Annotated in this window: 16 protein-coding genes; 10 read left to right on the top strand and 6 right to left on the bottom strand. The window is 41.2% G+C overall.

The features are described 5' to 3' along the window. Nucleotides 1–29 precede the first annotated feature (29 nt). Nucleotides 30–1,802 carry a DUF885 domain-containing protein gene (locus tag ACFQZX_RS07980; RefSeq protein WP_377113526.1) on the top strand — a complete coding sequence of 591 codons (1,773 nt, stop codon included), beginning with the start codon at nucleotides 30–32 and terminating at the stop codon, nucleotides 1,800–1,802. Nucleotides 1,803–1,810: 8 nt separating this feature from the next. Here ACFQZX_RS07980 and ACFQZX_RS07975 read toward each other — a convergent pair whose 3' ends face one another. The 4 genes from ACFQZX_RS07975 to carA form a co-directional block, all read right to left on the bottom strand. After that, complete coding sequence (locus ACFQZX_RS07975) at nucleotides 1,811–2,128, bottom strand: FtsB family cell division protein (protein ID WP_377113521.1); 318 nt, start codon at nucleotides 2,126–2,128, stop codon at nucleotides 1,811–1,813. Nucleotides 2,129–2,291: 163 nt separating this feature from the next. Next, entirely contained in the window at nucleotides 2,292–3,635 is a 1,344-nt protein-coding gene (locus tag ACFQZX_RS07970; RefSeq protein ID WP_377113518.1) for a DEAD/DEAH box helicase, read from the bottom strand. A gap of 130 nt (nucleotides 3,636–3,765) precedes the next feature. Then, nucleotides 3,766–4,272 (bottom strand): signal peptidase II, encoded by a 507-nt coding sequence (gene lspA / locus ACFQZX_RS07965; RefSeq protein WP_377113515.1) that lies wholly within the window; start codon nucleotides 4,270–4,272, stop codon nucleotides 3,766–3,768. A 95-nt stretch (nucleotides 4,273–4,367) separates the two neighbouring features. Continuing rightward, complete coding sequence (gene carA / locus ACFQZX_RS07960) at nucleotides 4,368–5,471, bottom strand: glutamine-hydrolyzing carbamoyl-phosphate synthase small subunit (protein ID WP_377113627.1); 1,104 nt, start codon at nucleotides 5,469–5,471, stop codon at nucleotides 4,368–4,370. 281 nt (nucleotides 5,472–5,752) lie between these two features. Here carA and panB point away from each other — a divergent pair, with 281 nt between their 5' ends. Beyond that, on the top strand, nucleotides 5,753–6,568 hold the full coding sequence (gene panB / locus ACFQZX_RS07955; RefSeq protein ID WP_377113512.1) for a 3-methyl-2-oxobutanoate hydroxymethyltransferase: 816 nt from the start codon (nucleotides 5,753–5,755) through the stop codon (nucleotides 6,566–6,568). Between the two features lie 46 nt (nucleotides 6,569–6,614). Further along, nucleotides 6,615–7,352 (top strand): RluA family pseudouridine synthase, encoded by a 738-nt coding sequence (locus ACFQZX_RS07950; RefSeq protein WP_377113509.1) that lies wholly within the window; start codon nucleotides 6,615–6,617, stop codon nucleotides 7,350–7,352. Nucleotides 7,353–8,027: 675 nt separating this feature from the next. On the opposite strand, the gene yiaK is transcribed toward ACFQZX_RS07950, so the two are convergent. Further along, nucleotides 8,028–9,008 (bottom strand): 3-dehydro-L-gulonate 2-dehydrogenase, encoded by a 981-nt coding sequence (yiaK, locus tag ACFQZX_RS07945; RefSeq protein ID WP_377113506.1) that lies wholly within the window; start codon nucleotides 9,006–9,008, stop codon nucleotides 8,028–8,030. Nucleotides 9,009–9,115: 107 nt separating this feature from the next. Here yiaK and ACFQZX_RS07940 point away from each other — a divergent pair, with 107 nt between their 5' ends. Continuing rightward, nucleotides 9,116–9,616 (top strand): hypothetical protein, encoded by a 501-nt coding sequence (locus ACFQZX_RS07940; protein WP_377113503.1) that lies wholly within the window; start codon nucleotides 9,116–9,118, stop codon nucleotides 9,614–9,616. A 44-nt stretch (nucleotides 9,617–9,660) separates the two neighbouring features. Beyond that, entirely contained in the window at nucleotides 9,661–10,239 is a 579-nt protein-coding gene (purN, locus tag ACFQZX_RS07935) for a phosphoribosylglycinamide formyltransferase (RefSeq protein ID WP_377113501.1), read from the top strand. On the opposite strand, the gene ACFQZX_RS07930 is transcribed toward purN, so the two are convergent. Further along, a complete protein-coding gene (locus ACFQZX_RS07930) occupies nucleotides 10,166–10,783 on the bottom strand; it encodes an STM3941 family protein (RefSeq protein WP_377113498.1) in 618 nt (205 codons plus the stop codon). The genes purN and ACFQZX_RS07930 overlap by 74 nt on opposite strands. Nucleotides 10,784–11,000: 217 nt before the next feature. Here ACFQZX_RS07930 and ACFQZX_RS07925 point away from each other — a divergent pair, with 217 nt between their 5' ends. From ACFQZX_RS07925 to ACFQZX_RS07905, 5 genes are all read left to right on the top strand, one after another. Beyond that, nucleotides 11,001–12,539, top strand: a complete 1,539-nt coding sequence (locus ACFQZX_RS07925; protein WP_377113495.1) for a PAS domain-containing sensor histidine kinase — start codon at nucleotides 11,001–11,003, stop codon at nucleotides 12,537–12,539. Between the two features lie 1,137 nt (nucleotides 12,540–13,676). Continuing rightward, nucleotides 13,677–14,867, top strand: coding sequence for an ROK family transcriptional regulator (locus ACFQZX_RS07920; RefSeq protein WP_377113492.1), 1,191 nt, complete (start codon nucleotides 13,677–13,679; stop codon nucleotides 14,865–14,867). Between the two features lie 102 nt (nucleotides 14,868–14,969). Continuing rightward, a complete protein-coding gene (locus tag ACFQZX_RS07915; RefSeq protein ID WP_377113490.1) occupies nucleotides 14,970–18,053 on the top strand; it encodes a SusC/RagA family TonB-linked outer membrane protein in 3,084 nt (1,027 codons plus the stop codon). Between the two features lie 26 nt (nucleotides 18,054–18,079). Next, complete coding sequence (locus ACFQZX_RS07910) at nucleotides 18,080–19,999, top strand: SusD/RagB family nutrient-binding outer membrane lipoprotein (protein ID WP_377113487.1); 1,920 nt, start codon at nucleotides 18,080–18,082, stop codon at nucleotides 19,997–19,999. A 607-nt stretch (nucleotides 20,000–20,606) separates the two neighbouring features. After that, complete coding sequence (locus tag ACFQZX_RS07905) at nucleotides 20,607–21,479, top strand: PAS domain S-box protein (protein ID WP_377113484.1); 873 nt, start codon at nucleotides 20,607–20,609, stop codon at nucleotides 21,477–21,479. The last annotated feature ends 123 nt before the right edge of the window (nucleotides 21,480–21,602 follow it).

Here is a 21,602-nt window from a genome sequence, read left to right as displayed (position 1 = left end):
AGTTTAACCACAAAAGCAAACTTACCACCGTGATCAAAAAAATATTGCTACTTGCCCTGTATGTTACGGCTTTTTCAGCCTGTAAAAAGGATGGCGAATTTAGTGCCGATAACTCGCTTAAAGACGACCCCGGCTTTACCCGCTATGAAGAGCATTTTTTGGATGAACTATGGAAGCTTAACCCCGACTGGGCTACCGGAGTAGGTTATCATAAATATGATAGCTTGTTATTGGTGCCGAATGAAAAGCTGCGCCAGCAGCAGATAAAATTTGCCAAGGTACAGCTCGATTCGCTTAGCCGTTATGTGCCAGGCACGCTTTCTGAGGGTAACCAGATTGATCACCACATGATGCAAAATCAACTGGAATCTTTGCAGTGGGGCATTAATCAGCTTAAGTCTTATCAATGGGACCCCTCATCATACAATGTTACGGGCAGTTTTGCCTTTATCCTGAACGAGCATTACGCGCCTTTGGAAAAAAGGCTTCGCAGTTTCTATCAAAAGATGGAAAATATACCTGCATATTACAAAGAAGCAGAAAAGCAATTGAAAAACCCGGTGGCTGAGCTGACGCAATTGGCTATCGACCAAAACCTTGGCGGGGTAAGTGTTATTGAAACTGATTTTGCTGATTCTCTTAAGAAGACAAAAATTCCGGAGGCCGAACAAAAAACCATGTTGGCAAGGGCAAAGCTTTCTGCCGATGCCATAAAAGCGTATGCAGTCTTTTTAAAGGGCATGAAGAATGACAAACCCCGTAATTTCAGGTTAGGAAAGGAACTTTATGAGGCAAAGTTTAAATATGACATACAGGCCGAGGGTACCGCGCAGCAAACTTTTAATGCGGCTGTAGAGCGTAAGAAATACCTTCATCGCGAAATGGCTAAACTAAGCCGCCAGCTTTGGCCAAAATATTTTTCATCGCAAACAATGCCAAAAGATTCGCTTGAACTGATAAGCCGTGTTATAGATACTTTATCGGCAAAGCATGTGAAAGCCGATGAGTTCCAGTCTGCCATAGAAAAGGAAATACCTAAATTAACGGCCTTTATAAAAGAGAAAGACCTGATAACACTGGATCCAACCAAGCCTTTGGTAGTACGTAAAGAGCCTGCTTATATGGCCGGGGTTGCAGGTGCATCTATAAGTGCACCGGGCCCATATGATAAAACAGGAAATACTTATTACAATGTTGGCAGCCTGGCTGGCTGGCCGGCAGAAAAAGCAGAAAGCTATCTGCGAGAGTACAATGATTATATTTTACAGATATTGTGCATACATGAGGCTATTCCAGGCCATTATACGCAATTGGTATACGCCAACAAGGCACCAAGCATTATCAAGTCTGTATTAGGTAACGGCGCCATGGTTGAAGGCTGGGCGGTATTCAGCGAGCAGTTGATGATGAACGCTGGTTTTGGCAACAATGCGCCAGAGATGTGGCTGATGTGGTATAAATGGCACCTGCGCTCGGTATGTAATACCATATTAGATTATAGTGTACACGCTGGCAACATGTCTAAAGAACAGGCAATAACCATGCTTACCAAAGAAGCTTTTCAGCAACAGGCTGAAGCAGAAGGTAAATGGAAACGGGTAAGTGTTACCAGCGTACAATTAACCAGTTACTATACAGGTTATAAAGAGATCAACTCGTTATTTGAGGAATGGAAAAAGAAACAACCGGAAGGTTATAAGGTAAAAGACTTTAACGAAAAGTTTTTAAGTTACGGCAGCGCCCCTGTTAAATTTATTAAAGAGGCCATGTTTGCAAAGCCTAAAACAGACGATAAAAAGTAGCAAATGTGCTACTTTTTATTTTCGTGAATGATGACAAAAACATCCTCGTTATCTTTTTTCATCAGGTACTTCTCGCGGGCAAACTTTTCAAGCTTAGCTTTGTCTGAGGTTAGCTCGTCAAGGTCTTTGTTAACTTTTTCAGTTTCAATTTTATAAAAAGCTTCCTCTTGTTTTAACTTATCAAGTTGCTGGTGGTACTCGTACTGCGAAAAAAGGTCATTTTTATCAAAAAAGATCATCCATACAACAAAAGCCAGGGTTACCAGGAAGTATTTGTTCTTGATCAGATCAATAAGACGTTTCATTTGTGCAGTCTCAAATTTCATTTAAAGCTATTAAGTTTTTTTTAGGGATGCAAATGTTTTTAGTGAGTAGTGAATGGTGAATATAAAATAAATTCTTTGTCTCTTTTTTGCGGATCGTTCACTACTAACTATTCATCATTTACAACTCACCGTTATCTACTCACCATTTACCCTTCACAGTTCACTACCCTCGCCTGCCGCTCATATTTCCTTCACCTTTACCGGCGGCACTACGATGGTTAGATGGCCTGCCGCCTGTGGCCGGCCTTTTGTTACGGCGATTATTTCTGTTTCCGTTTGTGCTGTTGCGCTGCTGGCCGGCAGGTGCATTGCCTTTTATGGCTACGCTAACCGCTTTTCCGGTCATCTTTGCGTTCATCAGTTGTATGCTTAACGGGTAAGGATGTCCTTCTTCAATAGGTACCTGCTTACCTATTAGTTTATTAATGTCTTTCAGATATTCGATCTCATCTTCACCATCGCAAAAAGAAAGGGCTATGCCACTGGCACCGGCACGGCCTGTACGGCCAATACGGTGAACATAAGTTTCTGGTATGTTAGGTAATTCGTAATTCACTACGTGGGTTAGTTCATCTATATCTATACCGCGTGCGGCAATGTCTGTTGCTATCAATACGCGTGTTGTACGGTTCTTGAAGTTGGTAAGCGCACGCTGCCTTGCGTTTTGGGATTTATTACCGTGGATAGCCTCAGCAGTAATACCCGCTTTGTGCAGGTCTTTCACTACTTTATCAGCGCCATGTTTGGTACGGGTAAATACCAGCAGCGTTTTAATATCTTTATCTTTAAGTATATGTATCAGCAGGTTTTTTTTATCGCCTTTACCTACAAAGTAAACCGCCTGTTGTATCGTATCAGCCGTTGATGAAACCGGTGCCACTTCTACGCGCGCGGGGTTATTTAGTATTGAGTCGGCAAGTGCCTGTATCTCCTTTGGCATAGTTGCCGAAAAGAAAAGCGTTTGCCTTTTAGCGGGTACCTTGGCAATAATCTTTTTTACATCGTTAACAAAACCCATATCAAGCATGCGGTCGGCTTCGTCAAGCACCAGTATTTTAATATGGTTCAGATGAATATAGCCCTGGCTCACCAGGTCAAGCAAACGGCCTGGCGTAGCCACCAAAATATCAATGCCTCTTTTTAAAGCATTAACTTGCGGGTTTTGAGATACGCCACCAAATATCACCAGGTTTTTTAGGCCCGTGTTTTTGCCGTAAGCCGTAAAGCTGTCGCTAATTTGGATAGCCAGCTCGCGGGTAGGGGTTAAAACAAGCGCCTTAATGGTTTTTTGCTCGCGGTGCTGCTGCCTGTCTGCATGTAATAATTGCAGGGTGGGTATAGCGAATGCTGCCGTTTTGCCGGTACCTGTTTGTGCACAACCTAATAGATCGCGGTGCTGTAATATATAAGGAATAGCTTGTTGCTGTATAGGGGTAGGGCTGATATAACCCTCTGTTTGTAAAGCCTTTAAAATAGGCTCAATTAATTTAAGATCTGTAAATAACATTAAATGAAATATGCGGTGCGTTTAAGACCGACTTGTATATGAGAAGTTTATAGACAATTTTAATTGGCGCAAAGATACGCTTTTTTATTGGCAATATATGAGGAGCCATTAGGCAAGGCAAGGCCAGGACTTAATTTGTATGTTTTTTTGACCTGCTATTTAAAATTCCATCAAGTAATATCATACCAAGCCCAACCATAATAGAAACATCTGCAGCGTTGAAAATGCCCGTTTGTAAAGCACCGAATTTAACATGCAGGAAATCGGTGACAGAACCATGAACAATGCGGTCATACAAATTGCCAATCCCCCCGCCTATGCAAAATATGATGCCTGCTGCCATCAGTGGCGACATATCTTTTTTACGGATAACATATACCAAACCTGCAATAAGCGCCAAGACCGGCAGCAGGGTTAATAATATAAAACGGAAAGGCTGAACCAGTTTGGCGCCAAGGCTAAGGAAAGCGCCGGTGTTTTCTACATGGAGTAAGGTAACATGGCCATCAAAAAAATAGTATTGATCATATAAATTGATATGATCGCGCATCATCATTTTGGTTACCTGATCGCAACTGATATTGAAGGCCAGCAACGCCAGGATGGCAACGGTACGGTAAACGCCTTTTAATTTCATTGGCTGCGAAGGTAAAAAGAGTAGGTGGAATAGTTATAAAAAAAGCCTTCCAAAAAATTGAAAGGCCATGTATAATTTATAAATCTGCAGTTAAATTATTTTTTCATCAGATTGATAAAGTCATCGAACAGGTAACGGCTATCATGCGGGCCTGGAGATGACTCAGGGTGATACTGCACCGAAAACGCATTTTTACCTTTTACACGTATACCTTCTACCGAGTTATCGTTTAGGTTTACGTGGGTCACTTCAACCTTGTCCGAAGCTTTTACTGCTTCCTGCACCACGCCAAAGCCATGATTTTGTGAAGTAACTTCGCAATGGTCGATAATTACATTTTTTACAGGGTGGTTTAAACCGCGGTGGCCGTTGAACATTTTTTTGGTAGGGATATCATTAGCCAAAGCCAACAACTGGTGGCCAAGGCAAATACCGAATAACGGCTTATCTGTTTCCAGGATTTTTTTTACCGTATCTATGGCGTAAGGCATAGCTGCAGGATCGCCGGGGCCGTTAGAAATAAAGTAACCTGATGGTGCAAAATCCTTCTCCATTTCTTCAAAAGAAGTTTTTGCTGGATATACCTTGGCGTAAACATCACGATCATCAAAGTTGCGCAGGATGTTTTTCTTAACGCCAAGGTCAAGCACTGCTACACGATAGGTCGCATTTTCGTTACCAAACGTGTAAGTTTCTTTGGTAGATACCTGCGATGAAAGTTCAAGGCCGTCCATTGAAGGTACTTCAGCAAGTTTAGCTTTTAACTCCTCAATATCTAATATCTCTGATGAGATAATAGCGTTCATAGCACCTTTATCGCGTATGTGGCGCACTAACTGACGGGTATCAACATCGGATATGCCTACAATATTTTGCTCCTGAAAATAATCCTGTATCGATTCATCCGCCTGTTTGCGGCTGTAAGCAATGTTATAGTTTTTACAAACCAGGCCGGCTATCTGTATCTGTTCAGATTCAATTTCCTCGTTATTGATACCATAATTACCAATGTGCGCGTTGGTAGCAACCATTATCTGACCAAAGTAAGAAGGGTCGGTAAAGATTTCCTGGTAGCCGGTCATGCCGGTGTTAAAGCAGATCTCGCCTGTGGTAGTACCAATTTTTCCGGCGGCTTTACCGTAAAATACGGTACCATCTTCCAGTAACAAAACAGCAGGCAACTTGGTGAAATGATTCATCATTTAGCAAAAAAATTGAAAGGGTTAAAAATTCGGATTTTCTGGCTCGAAGCTCCGTGAAAAGAAACCAAAAGGCTGAAGTAAGATACCTCTTTATTCACGGCGCAAAAGTAGGGAAAAAATTAAGATTTTAAGCGTAAGATTTTAGATTTTTTGATATTATCTATTTTAAAGCTGTAAGCTTACATTATTGTTACACTATATAACAGGGCAATCGTAATTCGTAAATATAAATTCTAAAATCAAAACCTACCTTTGCCTTTACAAAAACTAATTATACCATGTCGGTAAACAAGGAAGTTAAACGCATTACCACGCATATACTGCAGGAAATGAAGAATAGAGGCGAGAAGATCGCCATGCTTACAGCTTACGATTACTCGATGGCTGCTATTGTTGATAATGCCGGTATGGATGTAATACTGGTTGGCGACTCGGCCAGTAACGTTATGGCCGGGCATGAAACCACCTTGCCTATTACTCTGGATCAAATGATATACCACGCGTCATCGGTTGTTAGGGCTGCTAAACGTGCGCTGGTAATTGTTGATCTTCCTTTCGGTTCTTACCAGGGAAACTCAAAAGAAGCGCTTTCATCAGCCATACGCATCATGAAAGAGTCGGGCGCGCATGGTGTTAAAATTGAAGGCGGTATAGAAATAGCGGAATCTGTAAGCAGGATACTAACCGCAGGCATACCTGTTATGGGGCATTTAGGGTTAACACCACAGTCGATATATAAATTTGGTACTTATACGGTGCGCGCCAAAGAAGAGGCCGAAGCCGCCAAACTGAAAGAAGATGCACTAAAACTGCAGGAGTTGGGCTGTTTTGCTGTAGTGCTCGAAAAAATACCTGCTAAGCTGGCAAAAGAGGTAAGTGAAAGCCTTAACATTCCAACTATAGGTATAGGTGCCGGGCAGCACTGTGATGGCCAGGTATTGGTAATACATGATATGCTTGGCATTAACAAAGGGTTTAAACCGCGCTTTTTACGGCAGTATGCTAATTTATACGACGCAATGAACAATGCCATTGGCAACTATGTTAATGATGTAAAAGCAAAAAATTTCCCTAACGAAAAGGAAGAATATTAATAGTCCATAGAAGATAGTTAATAGATTCAATTATATACTATCACCTATGAGCCAGGACTTCAATATGCGCCCCGAACATACCTACATAAACAAAGATATTACTGATGCCGACGTGCTTTATGAGGATAATCACCTCATTGCGGTTAACAAGCGTGCAGGCGATATTGTACAGGTAGATGAAACCGGCGACGAGCCGCTTGACGAAAAAGTTAAACGTTATATTGCCCATAAATACAACAAGCCAAATGGTGCTTTTTTGGGCGTGGTACACCGGTTAGACAGGCCCGTTAGCGGGGTTATTCTTTTTGCAAAAACCAGCAAGGCTTTGGACAGGATAAATAAAATGTTTAAAAACCGCGAGATGCATAAAACTTATTATGCAATCACCCGGCAAAAACCTCAGCCGGAAACCGGCAACCTGATACACTGGCTTCTGAAAAACCCACAGAAAAATGTAACTAAGGCACACAACAAAGAGGTGCAGGGCAGTCAGCGGTCTGAGTTAAATTATAAGCTTGCAGGGCAATTAGATGGGTACTACGTAATAGAGGTAGATCCGATAACCGGCCGGCCGCACCAGATACGTGTACAGCTTTCTAACCTGGGCTGCCCAATTGTAGGCGACAATAAATACGGCTATCCCCGCGGCAGTTTACGCAAAAGTATATGTCTGCACGCACGCAGGTTGAAATTTATCCACCCGGTGAAAAACGAGCCGGTTGAAATTATAGCGCCATTACCCAAAGATGGCTTTTGGGAAAAGTTTGAAGGGCTGATTGAGTGAGCTGAACTCATGAAATTTGAATGTTCACGAACACACAGGTGAACATCGTGAACATGTATAATCTGCTAATAATCAGTCCTATGGTAAAATTGGTGGCACAGCACTGTCAGTCGCAACTTTTCAGCTCAATTATTATCCACGAGCGGTGGGCCGACGAAAAACCGGGGCCGATGGGTGAGGCTGTGCGGAGGTAGAATTTTTTCGTCTTGAGTTATTCGCTACGCTCATGAGAACGCTTCGCTTAGTCTTGCTTCCTTTTGTATCAAGACAAAAGAAGTAGCTTCCGCGGCAATGAGCGGACTAACGTTAATCAAAGCATTAACGATAATAGTCGTTCTCCGTTAGGAATGGTTGTGCAGTATCATCGTTGGTGGATGTTCTTTTTCTTTTGCCGGAAAAGAAAAAGAACGAAAAAGAAACCTCGCGGCCGCGCCAGCTTGCTTTGAAAGGCAGTGCTGTTGCAGTGCCTTTACTATCCGCAATCTGTCAATGCCGCATTTAAGGACGGGAGCGTTGGGGCTGTCAGGCTCTTTTTAACCCGTCATTGCGAGAAGGTACGACGAAGCAATCTCTTTATATGCTTGTTTTACATGATTGCCGCGCTATCGCTCGCATGACACTTTATCAAAGAGCAGTAAGCTTAAAACCTGGAGGCGATTGGACCTGGCAACTTCCTCACATTCCCTTCACCTTTTCCCATATCTCTTCATCAACCCAAACACCCTCTTTTAAGCTTTGGTCGCGCGTGCGCATCATGTTTTCGCCCGGGTATGATATTTCTTGTCCGCTGTTGTCACTTTTTGTATAGGTCAATATCTCATTAATTAAACTACGGTTCCTGTCGGCATCTGTTTTTATAGCTATAAATACCTGCGATACGCCGCTTTCTGCCTTGCCTGCATTGGTAATAGCCGCGGTTGATTGCCCGCCGCTTAATAATGTTGCCAGCATATCAAGCACTAATGAAAGGCCTGATCCTTTCCAGAAGCCGATTGGCAGCGCTCTTTGGCTTTCTAATATTGCTGAAGCATCTGTTGTTAAATTACCTTCATTATCATACCCGCCAGGTTGGGGCAGGGGTTTGTTTTGCGCTTTATATAATTGCAGTTTACCCATTGCGTATTGCGACATGGCCATGTCCAGCAAAACCGGCTCATCATTGTGCGGAACAGCAATTACCAGCGGATTGTTACCTAACCGGGGTTGGGTACCTCCCCAGGGCGGCAGGTTGGCAATGGTATTGGTAAAACATATTCCAATGTAACCAGCTTCTGCAGCCTGTAAACCGTAAGTGCCCCCGCGCATCCAGTGGTTGGTATTTTTAATGGCTACACAACCTATGCCATTTATTTCGGCAAGCTGCATTGCCCTGCTCATACAAAAGCGGGCGTTAAGCATACCCGGCCCAAAGTTTCCGTTCCATTGTTCTACAGCGCCAAACGTGTTTAACAGTGATGGCTCCGCATCAGGCTTTACAAAGCCTTTCTTAATATATTCCACAAAGGTAGGGAAACGGTTAAGGCCATGGCTGTAAACGCCGTCGCGGCTGTTGGCGGCAAAAATATCAGCGCAAGCCTCTGCTTTGTTAGGGTTAAAGTTTAAGGCGGTAAGCACACGTTTAAAATGTTGCTTTAATTCGTCAAACGGTATTCGCATATTGCAAATATGCGCGCATTAACAAATGGGTTAAAATATTTTAAAAGATATATAGTTATTATCAAGCAGGGTTTTGATATTGTTTAAGTAGCTATCTTTGCGTTAAAATGAATAACAATTACAACCGGTTTTTAGGTATCATATTACTTTTAACAGCAGTTGCATTAAACTCATGTAAAAAAGAAAAGCAGGATTACTTATCAGACCTGCTGATAAAAGACCAATGGCAATTAGGATCTGTACTGGAATACCATTACCTGGGCGACTCGCAGTTGTCTGTTGATACCATTCAGTGCGACGCTACCCAGATATTTAAATTTAATAAGGACAAAACCTGCGCTTATACCAATTTCGGTTGTAATGCAGGCACAATCTCTGGTAACTGGTCAATATCTGGTAACCGTTTATATCTGATATCCGATCTGACCGTGCCCGATGCTACAGCTTCTGGCACATCGCAGCCTTTTATAAATGCCCGCATTAATAACCTGGGCGATTTTTCGCTGGTGTTGGAAACAGGTGATATACAAACTTATTATACGGCAACAGATTACCGCGACATCAGGCGTTATGGCTTTGTAAGGGTACGAACGGTGAGTGCTGAATAATTTGATAAAAATTTATATTTTGCAATATAAAATCTGCCAGAAATTTGAAAAAGAGAATAGCCATTTTCGCTTCAGGATCAGGGTCAAACGCCCAAAAAATAATGGAGCACTTTAAACGCAGTGCCGATGCCGAAGTTGTACTGATACTGACCAACAACCCGCAGGCTTATGTTTTACAGCGTGCCGATAATTTTGAGATCCCCTCGCATATATTTAACCGGCATGAATTTTACGAAACTGAAGAGGTTATCAGCTTATTAAAAAATCTTCAGGTTGATTTGATAGTGCTTGCCGGTTTTTTATGGCTTGTGCCGCAATCACTGCTTGCCGCTTTTCCAAACAAGATCATCAACCTTCATCCGGCATTATTACCAAAATACGGTGGTAAGGGCATGTACGGAGACCATGTACATAAAGCCATATTGGCCGCGGGCGAAGAGGAATCGGGCATTACCATACATTTTGTAAATGCCGAGTTTGATGAGGGCGAGATCATTCATCAGTCGCGCTTTAAGATTGAACCGGGTGATACGCTGGAAATGGTGAAATTTAAAGGCCAGCAACTGGAGCATCACCATTTCCCGAAGGTGATCGAAGGTCTGTTGAAGAAGATGAAATCCTGATCTGGCGTTCCTGGCTTTGCTTCCACTGATCAGTTAGCAGGCTGTATAATTCTTCAAAATCATATATAAGCGCTTTTGCAGCTATAACAACCGGAGAGCCGCAACTGCGATTATTTGTTGAGGCCGTTCGGCGTGCAAGTGCATTGGGTTGCCGCCTTATATATCCGTTAATATCCGTAACCATTACCACTATTATTTCGCCGGAGCTTAATTGTTTTTTGTTGATGCCGGTTACGTCTTCCCACGGCACAAACCCCACCGCAAATACGCTGGAGTTATCGGTAATTCCGTCAGCGTCTATCATCAGGCCCGGGCCGGCTTCCAGGATCTTATTTAATATATAAAGCCCTATAAGTGCAAAAATGATAATATCAGCATATTCCGCAATGCTTATCAGCAAAGAAGCGGACTGATGCGTGCCCGGCTTATTAACAAGCCATATACCTAATAACACTAATAGGGCGGCACCGGTAAGCGCCAAGATCAGCCTTGTTTTACGTAATGGTATTTCTATAATATCAAGCGGACTGGTGATTTTTTGCATGATGCCGGGTTAATGCTGTGTCCGGATAAACACAACCTGATTTGATAAACAACAAGTTAATGGTTTTGATTTGGCTTCCTGAACAAAATAAACAATCAATATTAATATCTTCATTAGGCTAAAAGCTGCTTTTTTATTATTATCGGCATAAATTATGAAGCCCCGCTTTATAAACCTAAGTTTATCATAACAGGAATTTGCAGAGGACGAATTTACGATGAGTAGCGTTGACGAGAAATTATTTAATCTGCTGGTAAGCAGTGTTAAGGATTACGCCATTTTTATGGTTGACATCAACGGCTACATATTAAGCTGGAACCAGGGGGCTGAAAACATCAAAGGTTATAAAGCAGATGAAGTGATAGGTAGGCATTTATCAATATTTTATCAACCTAATGATAACGAACGTTTGCAGTTGCGCCATAATTTAAACCAGGCACTTAAAAACGGAACTTATAAATGCGAAGGTTGGCGGGTACGTAAAGATGGGACCGCTTTTTGGGCAAGCGTTGTATTTACCACTATTTATAACGAAGCAGGGCTGCTTACCGGATTTGCTAAAGTTACACGTGATATTACCCTGCAAAAAGAGCAAGAAATTAAATCGGCACAACTAAACGCCGAACTTGAAAAGCGGGTTAAAGAAAATACCAGTAAAATAATAGCAAATGAAGTACGTTTCAGGCACCTGATAGAAAACAGTTATGACGGCTATACCCTGTTTGACGAAAACTTAAAAGTAGTTTATAGAAGCAGGTCGTCTGAGCGTATCAACGGCTGGACTTATACCGACCGCGAGGCCGAAGATATCTGGAACATTTTGCACCCGGATGATATTGCTATGATGCGAATGCAACTGCCTCAATTATTAAGTAGTTATGGTAAGCCATTTATAGCCGTATGCCGCGTTAAACATAAAGAAGGGCATTATATATGGCTGGAGTGTGTATTTACCAACATGCTTAATGATGAGCATATCAGGGGTGTTATCTGTAATTTCAGAGATATTACATCGCAAAAAGAAGTTGAGGCAGAAAGAGAAAAGATAACCTCAGACCTTGTGCAACGTAACCAGGACCTTGAACAGTTTGCCTACATGATATCTCATAACCTGAGGGCCCCTGTAGCTAACATATTAGGTTTAACCCAGATACTGGATTATACCGGGACACAGGAAGAAGATACCCGCCCTGCCTTGCAAGCCCTTACTCAATCGGTAAAGCATCTGGACCAGGTAATTATTGATATGAATAATATCCTACAGGTAGGAAGCATTGCCAATGAAAAATACGAGCCCGTGTACTTGTCTGAGGTAGTTAGTAGTATTCTTGAGAGCATACCGCACATGGTTGAAAAAAACCAGGTTGCTTTGCATCATGATCTGGATGCGCTTGAAGATATATTTACCATTAAAAGTTATATATACAGTATTTTTCAAAACCTGATTGTGAACAGCATTAAATACCGTAAAGAAAACTTAAACCCTGTTATTCATATCAACAGCCAGATAGCCGGAGCGTATGTTAACCTGTGCTTTAAGGATAACGGGAAAGGCATTGATATGGGTAAATATGGCGCACAAATATTCGGGCCTTACAAACGATTCGACCAAAGCGTAGAAGGCAAAGGCTTAGGCCTGTTTATGGTAAAAATGCAAACCGAAAGGTTGGGCGGCAAAATAAGTGTTGAAAGTGAGATAGGCAAAGGTGCCCGGTTTAAAATAACACTGCCATTGAACAAGCGTACGGTCAGCTGATAATCAGGCATGGTAATACCTGAGCTTACTTGTTGCTTTTATAAAAAAATACACATAACTTCAACCTAAATCAAAAAAATTTATGAGAGGTTAGATAGAAGCAAGTGGGGCCGATAATGATTATCCTACAATATATTCCAATTTTGCACATAATTCATGAATGAATATTGAGTTTTTGAAATAAAAACAAAATTTTTTAGCCTCATAAGAAATACATGTACAAGGTTGGCTCTAAGTTTCAGAAAACTGTGGATAGATTCAAAAATAGAATTGAAAAGTCTATATAACCTACTATCAGCTGGTTCAGATAAATTTTGTCAACCGGCTATTCATTTTTTTACTAAAATACCTCATAACTAATGGGAAACTACCTTATAATCGCCGGGCTTATATCTGCCTTAATAGCTATACTTATACTTTTAGGTTATATTCCACATAGTCCTGAAACTCATACCTCATTTATAGCACTTTTCACCGGCTTGAGTGTTGCTTTCATCATGTTTGGGCTTTACAAGAAAAGGTAGTTAAGATTCCAACAAACGCAGCCGGATTATCAGCTGAGTCCCCTTACTTATTCTCCTTTAAATAAAATCAACTATCTCGTAATAAACGGTTTTAAACCTATATGCGCAGCAAGATAAAGTGTGAATGATTTCCTTTACCTATTTGCTAAATAAGTAATAACTATATTTTTTATAATAAACCCATCTGAATGGAAATGGCAACATTTAGCCTGGGTACACTATCGTAGGTACTTGTGCTATGTAGTGTCCTGGATAACTTTGGTTGCAGGAAAAGTCAAAGGTTTGTGAGGGACCGCTTATTGAGCCGCTATTCAGGCGAATTTAAATTTGGTGCAGCTGGTTCCAATTATATTTATACTCCTTCCTCAGGTCATCCAACTTATAATTCTGGTACAGTATTGATTTGCAAAGCAATCATATTAATTTTTAGTGAGTGCGTTGATGTCAGTAATCCCAGCCCGTAATGGATATTGTTTACTTAGCAACTATAAAACGTTAAAACCGTGTTATTAACATTTTATATAATTATAAAAAAGTTATTAAAAAAAATAAAAAGTATTGGATTATTATAAAAATTAATTCTAAGTTTGAGTTGCCCAATTGATCCTAATTAATGACTATTGTTAAAAAGCACGATCTTTTACGAAAAGAGCTGATCAAGCATTTTTACTATAATAAAAGGCTAACCCTTACCGAGTTAAGTAAGCTTACACATAAAAGCCTGCCTTTGGTAACCAATGCAGTTAATAATTTAATTGATGATGGTTATATACAAGAGCATGGCCTTGCCCCGTCTACCGGGGGCAGGAGGGCGTTATCATTCCTTTTAAATCATCAAAAGCAGCGTTATGTTATTGCAGTAGCAGTAGACCAGATGCTTACCCAGGTTGTTATTTATGATTTAATGAATAACATAAGGGTAGCCCCTGAAACTAAAGAGATAATTCTGGATAAAGAGGATGCAACATTAGTAGATAAGTTTGCTGATTTTTTAAAGGGATATATTCAGCGTTCGGGGATACCCATCGGGCAGATATTAGGGGTAGGTATAGGCATGCCCGGGTTTGTTAATGCCATTGAAGGCATAAATTATACTTTTTTTAAACCCCAGAGCAATATCAGTTTACGCAGATATTTAAGTAATGAGTTTGGCCTGCCGGTTTTTATAGATAACGACTCGAGTTTGATTGCCCTTGCCGAGTTAAAATTTGGCGCGGGTAAAAATTTGAAAGATGTACTGGTAGTTAATATTAGCTGGGGTATAGGTTTGGGCATGGTAGTAAATGGCAGCCTTTTTAGGGGGCACACGGGTTATGCCGGTGAGTTTAGCCATATCCCCTTGTCGCAAACCAACAAAATGTGTTCGTGCGGGAAAAGGGGATGCCTGGAGGTAGATACCTCTTTGATGGTAATGATAGAGCGCGCTAAAACCGAAATGGCTGCGGGTGCAAGCTCCAGCATGGAAAAAGTGTTTAAAGAGACTGGTGATCTGCCTGCAGATCATTTTTTACATGCGGCAAGGTCTGGCGATCCGCTGGCGGTTTCCATTATATCCGATGCTGCATTTTTAATAGGAAAGGGGATATCAACCCTTATACATATCATGAACCCCGGGCTGATTGTATTAAGCGGAAGCGGGGCAATTGCCGGTAAGGTGTTAATGGCCCCTATACAGCAGGCCATCAATGAATTTTGCATACCCTGGCTGGCCGAGCAAACAGAGATTGAGGTTTCGCGGCTGGCCTCGGATGCTAAACTTTTAGGTGCCGCGACCCTGGTGATTGAAAATTGCAGCTTTAATTAAACATATATAAACTAAAAACCACCCATTAATCAATAAACAACTAAATCCAACAACATGAAACAAATGTACTTGAGGTGTGCAGCCGTTTTGTTATTCAGTTTGATGACAATAGCTGCGTATGCACAAAAAGTAGTTACCGGTACGGTAACTGAAAAATCCGGGCAGGTTGCTCCCGGTGTTAATGTTACCGAGAAAGGTACAACCAATGGTACCGCTACTGATGCAAATGGTAAGTTTACGCTTACTGTTAAGCCAGGCGCGGTATTAACGTTTTCTTTTATCGGCTACAAAACACAGGAAGTTACCGTGGGCCAAAATGCTACCATTAATATTACAATGGAAAGCGGCGACAATGCACTTAACGAGGTTGTGGTAACGGCTTTGGGCATTAAGCGCGAAAAGAAATCATTAGGTTACGCCGTGCAGGAAGTAAAGGGCCAAACCCTAACCGACCGTAAAGAGCCTAACGTTGTTAATGCTCTATCTGGCCAGGTTGCAGGTTTGCAAATTACGCGTTCTGGTAACGGCCCGGGTGGTTCTTCAAGGATTACATTGCGTGGTAATAACTCGTTAACAGGTGATAACCAGCCACTGATTGTTGTTGATGGTGTACCTATCGATAACTTTATTGGCGGCGACATAGGTAGCGATGGCAAGCGTAATAACGACTATTACAACCCAAGTCGCGATATGGGTAACGGTTTGTCAGATATCAACCCTGAAGATATCGAAAGTATCAGCGTTTTGAAAGGCCCTTCTGCAGCAGCATTGTATGGTTCAAGAGCAGGTAATGGCGCAATCTTGATAACTACCAAGACAGGTAAATTACAAAACGGCTTAGGTATTACGCTTACATCATCATTTGGTTTTGAAAGTATTTTTGCTAAACCTGATATGCAAACCGAATTTGGCCAGGGTACTAATGGCGGTTTTAGTGCAAACTCTGCACTTAGCTGGGGTGAAAGAAACAGTGGGCAGACACAAACCCGTTTGGATGAAACTACATTTCAGCAAAATTATCACAATAACGTAGATAATTATTTTAAAACAGGTTTGCAATCACTGCAAGGTATATCATTTCAGCAGCAGTATAAATCTACATCGGTATATACATCTTACAATCGCTTAGATGACAAGAGCTATATCCCGGGCGCTAAATTAATACGTAACAACCTGTTGGCCCGTACTGTAAGTAAATTTGGCAAAGATGATAAATGGACGGTAGATACCAAAGTACAATACATCAACTCTACAGCTCAAAATCGTCCCCAAAATGGTTATAATCCAAATAACTATTTTTATTTCTTGCAAACGCTGCCTACATCAATCAACCTGACTGATTACAGCAATCCGCTCAGGCCAGATGGTACCATGAACTGGTGGCGTACCGGCCAAGAGCTAAACCCATACTGGGCAGCAAAATATAACCTAAACGAAGATGTACGTGACAGGTTTCTGTTAAATGCATCTATCAAATACCAGTTTAATAGCTGGTTAAATTTTGAAGGCCGTGGCGGTGCGGATATCTACAATACAACTACTGTAAGTAAGACTTATGCTGGCGGTTCATCAAACCCTTCTGGCTCGTATGGCGAAAGAAGAGGTGATTTTACCGAAACCAATTACAGTGGTTTACTTACCGCTAAAAAAGATAACTTGTTTGGCAAATGGGGTGGTACAGCAACATTTGGTGGTAACTTAATGAACCAGCGACGCTCTTTTTTAAGTGCAAGTGCCGGCTCCTTAACAGTACCTAATTTCTTTGCTATTGCAAATGCTTCTGGTAATCCGTCTTTTGAACAGGGGCTATTTTTGCATAATATTTATTCGGTTTATGGATCGTTAGGTATCAACTACGATCAGGTTTTCTTTGTTGACGGAACATTCAGGAATGACTGGAGTTCTGCCTTGAGCAAAGATAACCGGTCATATTTTTATCCGTCTATAAGCACGTCATTCGTTTTTTCCGAAGCGCTTAACAAAAATGGAAGTCTTCCGTCTTGGATCACCTATGGTAAAATCAGAGGTTCATTTGCTTCAGTAGGTAACGATATGGACCCTTACCAGTTATATAATGTTTATACCGTTGGTAAAGATCCTAACTCAAACATCAATGCTGGCCGTGGCAATACACTATATGATCCAAATGTGCAAAGCGAGTTAATCAAATCATACGAAGCAGGATTGGAGATGCGTTTCTTTGACAGCAGATTAGGTTTAGACTTTGCAGTTTACAAGACAAACGCTACACGCCAGTTGCTTGATTTACCTATGGATCCCTTGAGCGGTTACAGCTTCAGAAAAATCAATGCAGGTAACATTCAGAACAAAGGTTTGGAATTAATGGTTGATGGAAAAATATTAAGAAGCAATGAAGGCTTTAACTGGAACGCGATGGTGAATTTTTCATTGAACCGAAACTTAGTTAAAGAACTTACACCAGATGTCAACATCTATACTTTAGGTGGTTACGATAACGTGGCTATCGTAGGGCAAACTGGTCAGCTTTATGGTGCTATTTATGGTACATCATTCCAAAGAGTAAATGATGCAAGCAGTCCTTATAATGGCCAAATAATTGTTTCAGATGCTGGTTTACCATTAATTGATAATAACAAAAAGTTATTAGGCAATCAGCAAGCAACAAGCCTTCTTGGTGTAACTAACTCTTTCTCATATAAAGACTTTAACTTTTCATTCCTGGTTGATGCACGCTTTGGCGGTAAAATCTTCTCAAGTACATTAGCCCACATGGAAGCAGCTGGTACTTCTGCAAACACAGTTGTTAATGGTAATCGCGATAACATGACAGTTGATGGTGTAGTGCTTAATGCAACCACCAATCAATATGAAAAAAATACCGTTGCTGTTACTCCGCAGCAGTACTGGTCAGCAGTTACAACCGGTAATCAGGGTGTAACCGAAGCAAATCTTTATGATGCTTCAAATATCCGTTTAAGAAACGTACAATTAAGCTACAATCTTTCCAAAAATTTGCTGTCAGGTACAGGCATTCAAAGGGCTCGTGTAGGTATATCTGCAAACAATGTATGGTTGATAAAAAGCCACATGATGGGTATAGACCCTGAATCTGTTTTTGCAGCAGGCAGCAATGCAACCGGTTACGAGAGCGGAAGTGCGCCAACTACACGCACTATTTTACTTAACCTGACCATCGGGTTCTAATAACTAAAAAAGACAATTCATTAGATATGAAATCAATATTAAAAAAATCATGCCTTGTGCTTACAGCTACAATGATGCTGGCATCGTGCAAAAAATTTGATGAAATAAATCAAAATCCTTTTGCCGCCAGCCCAAGCCAGGTGGAAACAGAATATTTCTTAAATAATTCAATTATTGGTGCCCAGCAAGACCCCGGTCTTTCCGAGCGTATGTTCATTTTATACTGGGTGGTTGGCGGTCGTGCCTTTCAGGACGAGGACGGTGAAACTTTTTCACAGGGCGATTTTGTTGATGATTGGGCAGGTGAATACTATCGTCAATCATCTCAGTGGCAGAATAATGCTAACACTGCTATACAGATCGCTAATGACCAGATTGCAAACGGCACATCAAAACCATATACTCAGAACCTGATACAGGTCGCCCGTATCTGGAGAGCTTATTTAATGAGCGAATTTGCCGATACATTTGGCCCAATGCCAATCAACGCTTTTCAGGGCACTAACCCGGAGTTTAAGGACGTAAAATCGGTATATTACTACATATTTGACGAGTTAAAAGATGCGTCTTCAAAACTTGACCTTACTGTTACGAACACTGACGCAGTTAAGAAAGAGGATCCGGCTTATAGTTATGATTATGCCAAGTGGCGCAAATATGCCAACTCGCTGCGCATGCGTTTAGCTATGAGGTTATCTGAAGTTGACGCTCAGAAAGCACAGTCGGAGTTTGAAGATGCTGCGAAAGGCAGCGACTTTATTAAGGATGCTTCAGAAATGTTTAGCGTGGCTGAAAGACCTAACGAGTACAATCCTTTAGCCAGCGTATTCCGCAAGGAATCGTCATGGATGGGTTTACCTATCTCTGCAACTTATAATAACCTGGTCGTAAATTTAGGGAGTATAAAGTCTGCCGATCAGTTAAGTTCTGCCGATTTAAAAGCAGCAGTTGTTCCTAAAGACTGGATGGGGCAACAATATACCGAGTATTTTCCTACTAAAACCAACGACCCTATGAAAGGCTTTTGGTTAAACGGTTTGCCTTACAGTATTGATCCTCGTGCCTACAAAATTTTTAGTATACCAGGCAATTTAACTGATCCTAATTACCCGGCTCTTGGCGACTCATTTGTGAAATTTGATGGGCCGCTTCAGGATGCTGATAAAAAGAAAGTAAAAACGCTTAATGCCAAATACACCTGGAATGCAAAGGCTGATGGAGAATGGGCTGGAATAGTTACACGAAACCAACCTATTGTAACTAATGGTTGCAAACCGCTGTTAAACTTGGTTTACCGTACTGGTAATAAGCGCAGAATATTTTTTGCGCCGTGGGAAACGTACTTTTTATTAGCCGAAGCTGCTGAGCGAGGCTGGTCATCTCCAGTTTCAGCCAAAACTGCCTATGAAACAGGTATTGAGAAAAGCTTTGAGTATTTCGATGTAACCAATAATTTAACTACTTACCTTGCATCTACAGATTACAACCGTGCAGGTACATCTGTTAACTGGGATGACGTTACTGAGCCTGGTGCATCACACAAAATGAATTACGAAGATGGCATTACAGGCAAGGCCGGTACAGTTGATGTTGCTTATCCTAAAAATGATTTGTACAAATCAGGTACTGTACGTAATGACCATATGACCAAGATCATTACTCAGAAATACCTGGCGCAGTTGCCATGGTTACCACTGGAAACCTGGAGCGATCATAGGAGGTTAGGTTTACCTTTCTTTGAAAATCCTGTTGTTGAACAGGCAATGTCAAACCTACCGGCTTTAAATGCCGGTAATGTTAATACCAGCAGCATACAGTTTTTACCACAGCGTGTTAGATATCCATCGGATTTAAAGAACAGCAACGCGACTGGCTATAACGCAGCAGTATCTGCGCTTGGCGGTGCTGATGCCGTATTGACACCGCTTTGGTGGGCTAAACACTAATATTTTTTTGATTTGAGATTAGTTGAGCCGCTCCTGTATGGGAGCGGCTTTTTTATTTCAGTATCTTATTTCTGTTAGTGGTTGTTATTTCATTGCATTTGTAGTAGACAAATTACTTAAACAGATAGTATTGCAGCAACCTCAAAGCCGTAAACTATCACTTCGTCTATAAACCCGGCAAACCGGCCTGCAGCTCAATTTATTGGCGCAGTACTTAATACAATGATGCCGTAAAGTTGCGGTCGCCAAGCTTCTCATTTGCGTTCTTCCAATCTGATATGGTACATTAACCCCAGCCCTACCATACGCCTATAATAAACCAGTAGCCGGCAGTAGTAAGTATGCATATCAAATGCAGTTTGCGCGTTGGTTTCCAAATCCGTCCCAATAATTTGAAGCCTGGTATAATAAGAAACAACAGTTAATATCACATTATATAGTGGCTAAACCGTATCTTACTATAATTAATTTACTGTAAAGTAAAAAATCATGATTTAATTGATATTTTGTAGCAATAAATCTTTTAACCGTAAACAGCATTTTAGTTAGTTATTAAAATATAAAAGCGCAAATATCATATGAAGCGCTAACCCCCTAAAAAGCAAGTATGTTCAAAAAATATCATTTTATATTGCTGTTTATTTTCGTTATCGGGCTGACCTGGTTAGCAGTAAGTGATGTTTTAATAATTGAGGTAAGCAATAAATTACAGCCAGCATCTTTAAAAGTTTTGCGCATAGGCAATGATGCAACCTGGCTTTCCCTTACAATTTATATATTATACCGTCAGATGCGTAAGCAGCAACAGGCACTAAACCGGTCTGAAGAACAATACCGTAAATTGTTTGCAGCTCACCCAACTCCTATGTGGGTATATCATACAGAAAACCTGAATTTCCTGGCTGTAAATGATGCTGCAATTGCCCAGTACGGCTATTCGGCAAAAGAGTTTTATAGCATGTCAATCAAACAGATCAGGCCGGCTAATGAAGTGAAACTGCTGGAAGAAATTGTAAAAGTAAACCAAATGGGTTTAAGGAATTTAGGCGTTTGGCACCACATGCGCAAAAACGGTGAAATATTTCCGGTATCCATTGTTTCGCACGGTGTAAATTTTAACGGTTTGCCCGGCAAACTCGTGCAGGCGACAAACATTACTGATATCATTCAAAAAGAAATAAAGCTACAGGAAGCTTATCAGCATGAAAAAGAACTTAAAGAACAGCTAAGCGGCCAGTATGACTTACTGTTGGTACAGCACAAGATCTTTCATGAGATTGCCTGGTCAAACTCACACGAACTCAGGCCACCCGTTTGTTCTATCATCGGGTTGACGGAAGTTCTGAAAGATGCGGAAACCGAGGACGAAAGGCAGCATTGTATTAATTTGATCCTTAAAACCGGGCAGGAGCTTGATAACATTATAAAAAGAACCGATGAAAAAATCAGCCGGATGGAGCCTCTAAAACCAAATAGTTAAGGGCATTATTACAAAATCAAGAGGCCGTCTCATAAGTCATTATGAGGCGGCCTCTTTTTGTTTGGATTGGGTTAGTTAACAGTAAGGCTGGACCGTGTCAGCTTGCTTTATTCTTTTCGGGAT

The organism is Mucilaginibacter litoreus (genome assembly GCF_042676805.1).
Classification (GTDB): Bacteria; Bacteroidota; Bacteroidia; order Sphingobacteriales; family Sphingobacteriaceae; genus Mucilaginibacter; species Mucilaginibacter litoreus.
Note: the sequence above shows the minus strand (reverse complement) of the source record. Positions and strands in the feature narration are given on the sequence as shown.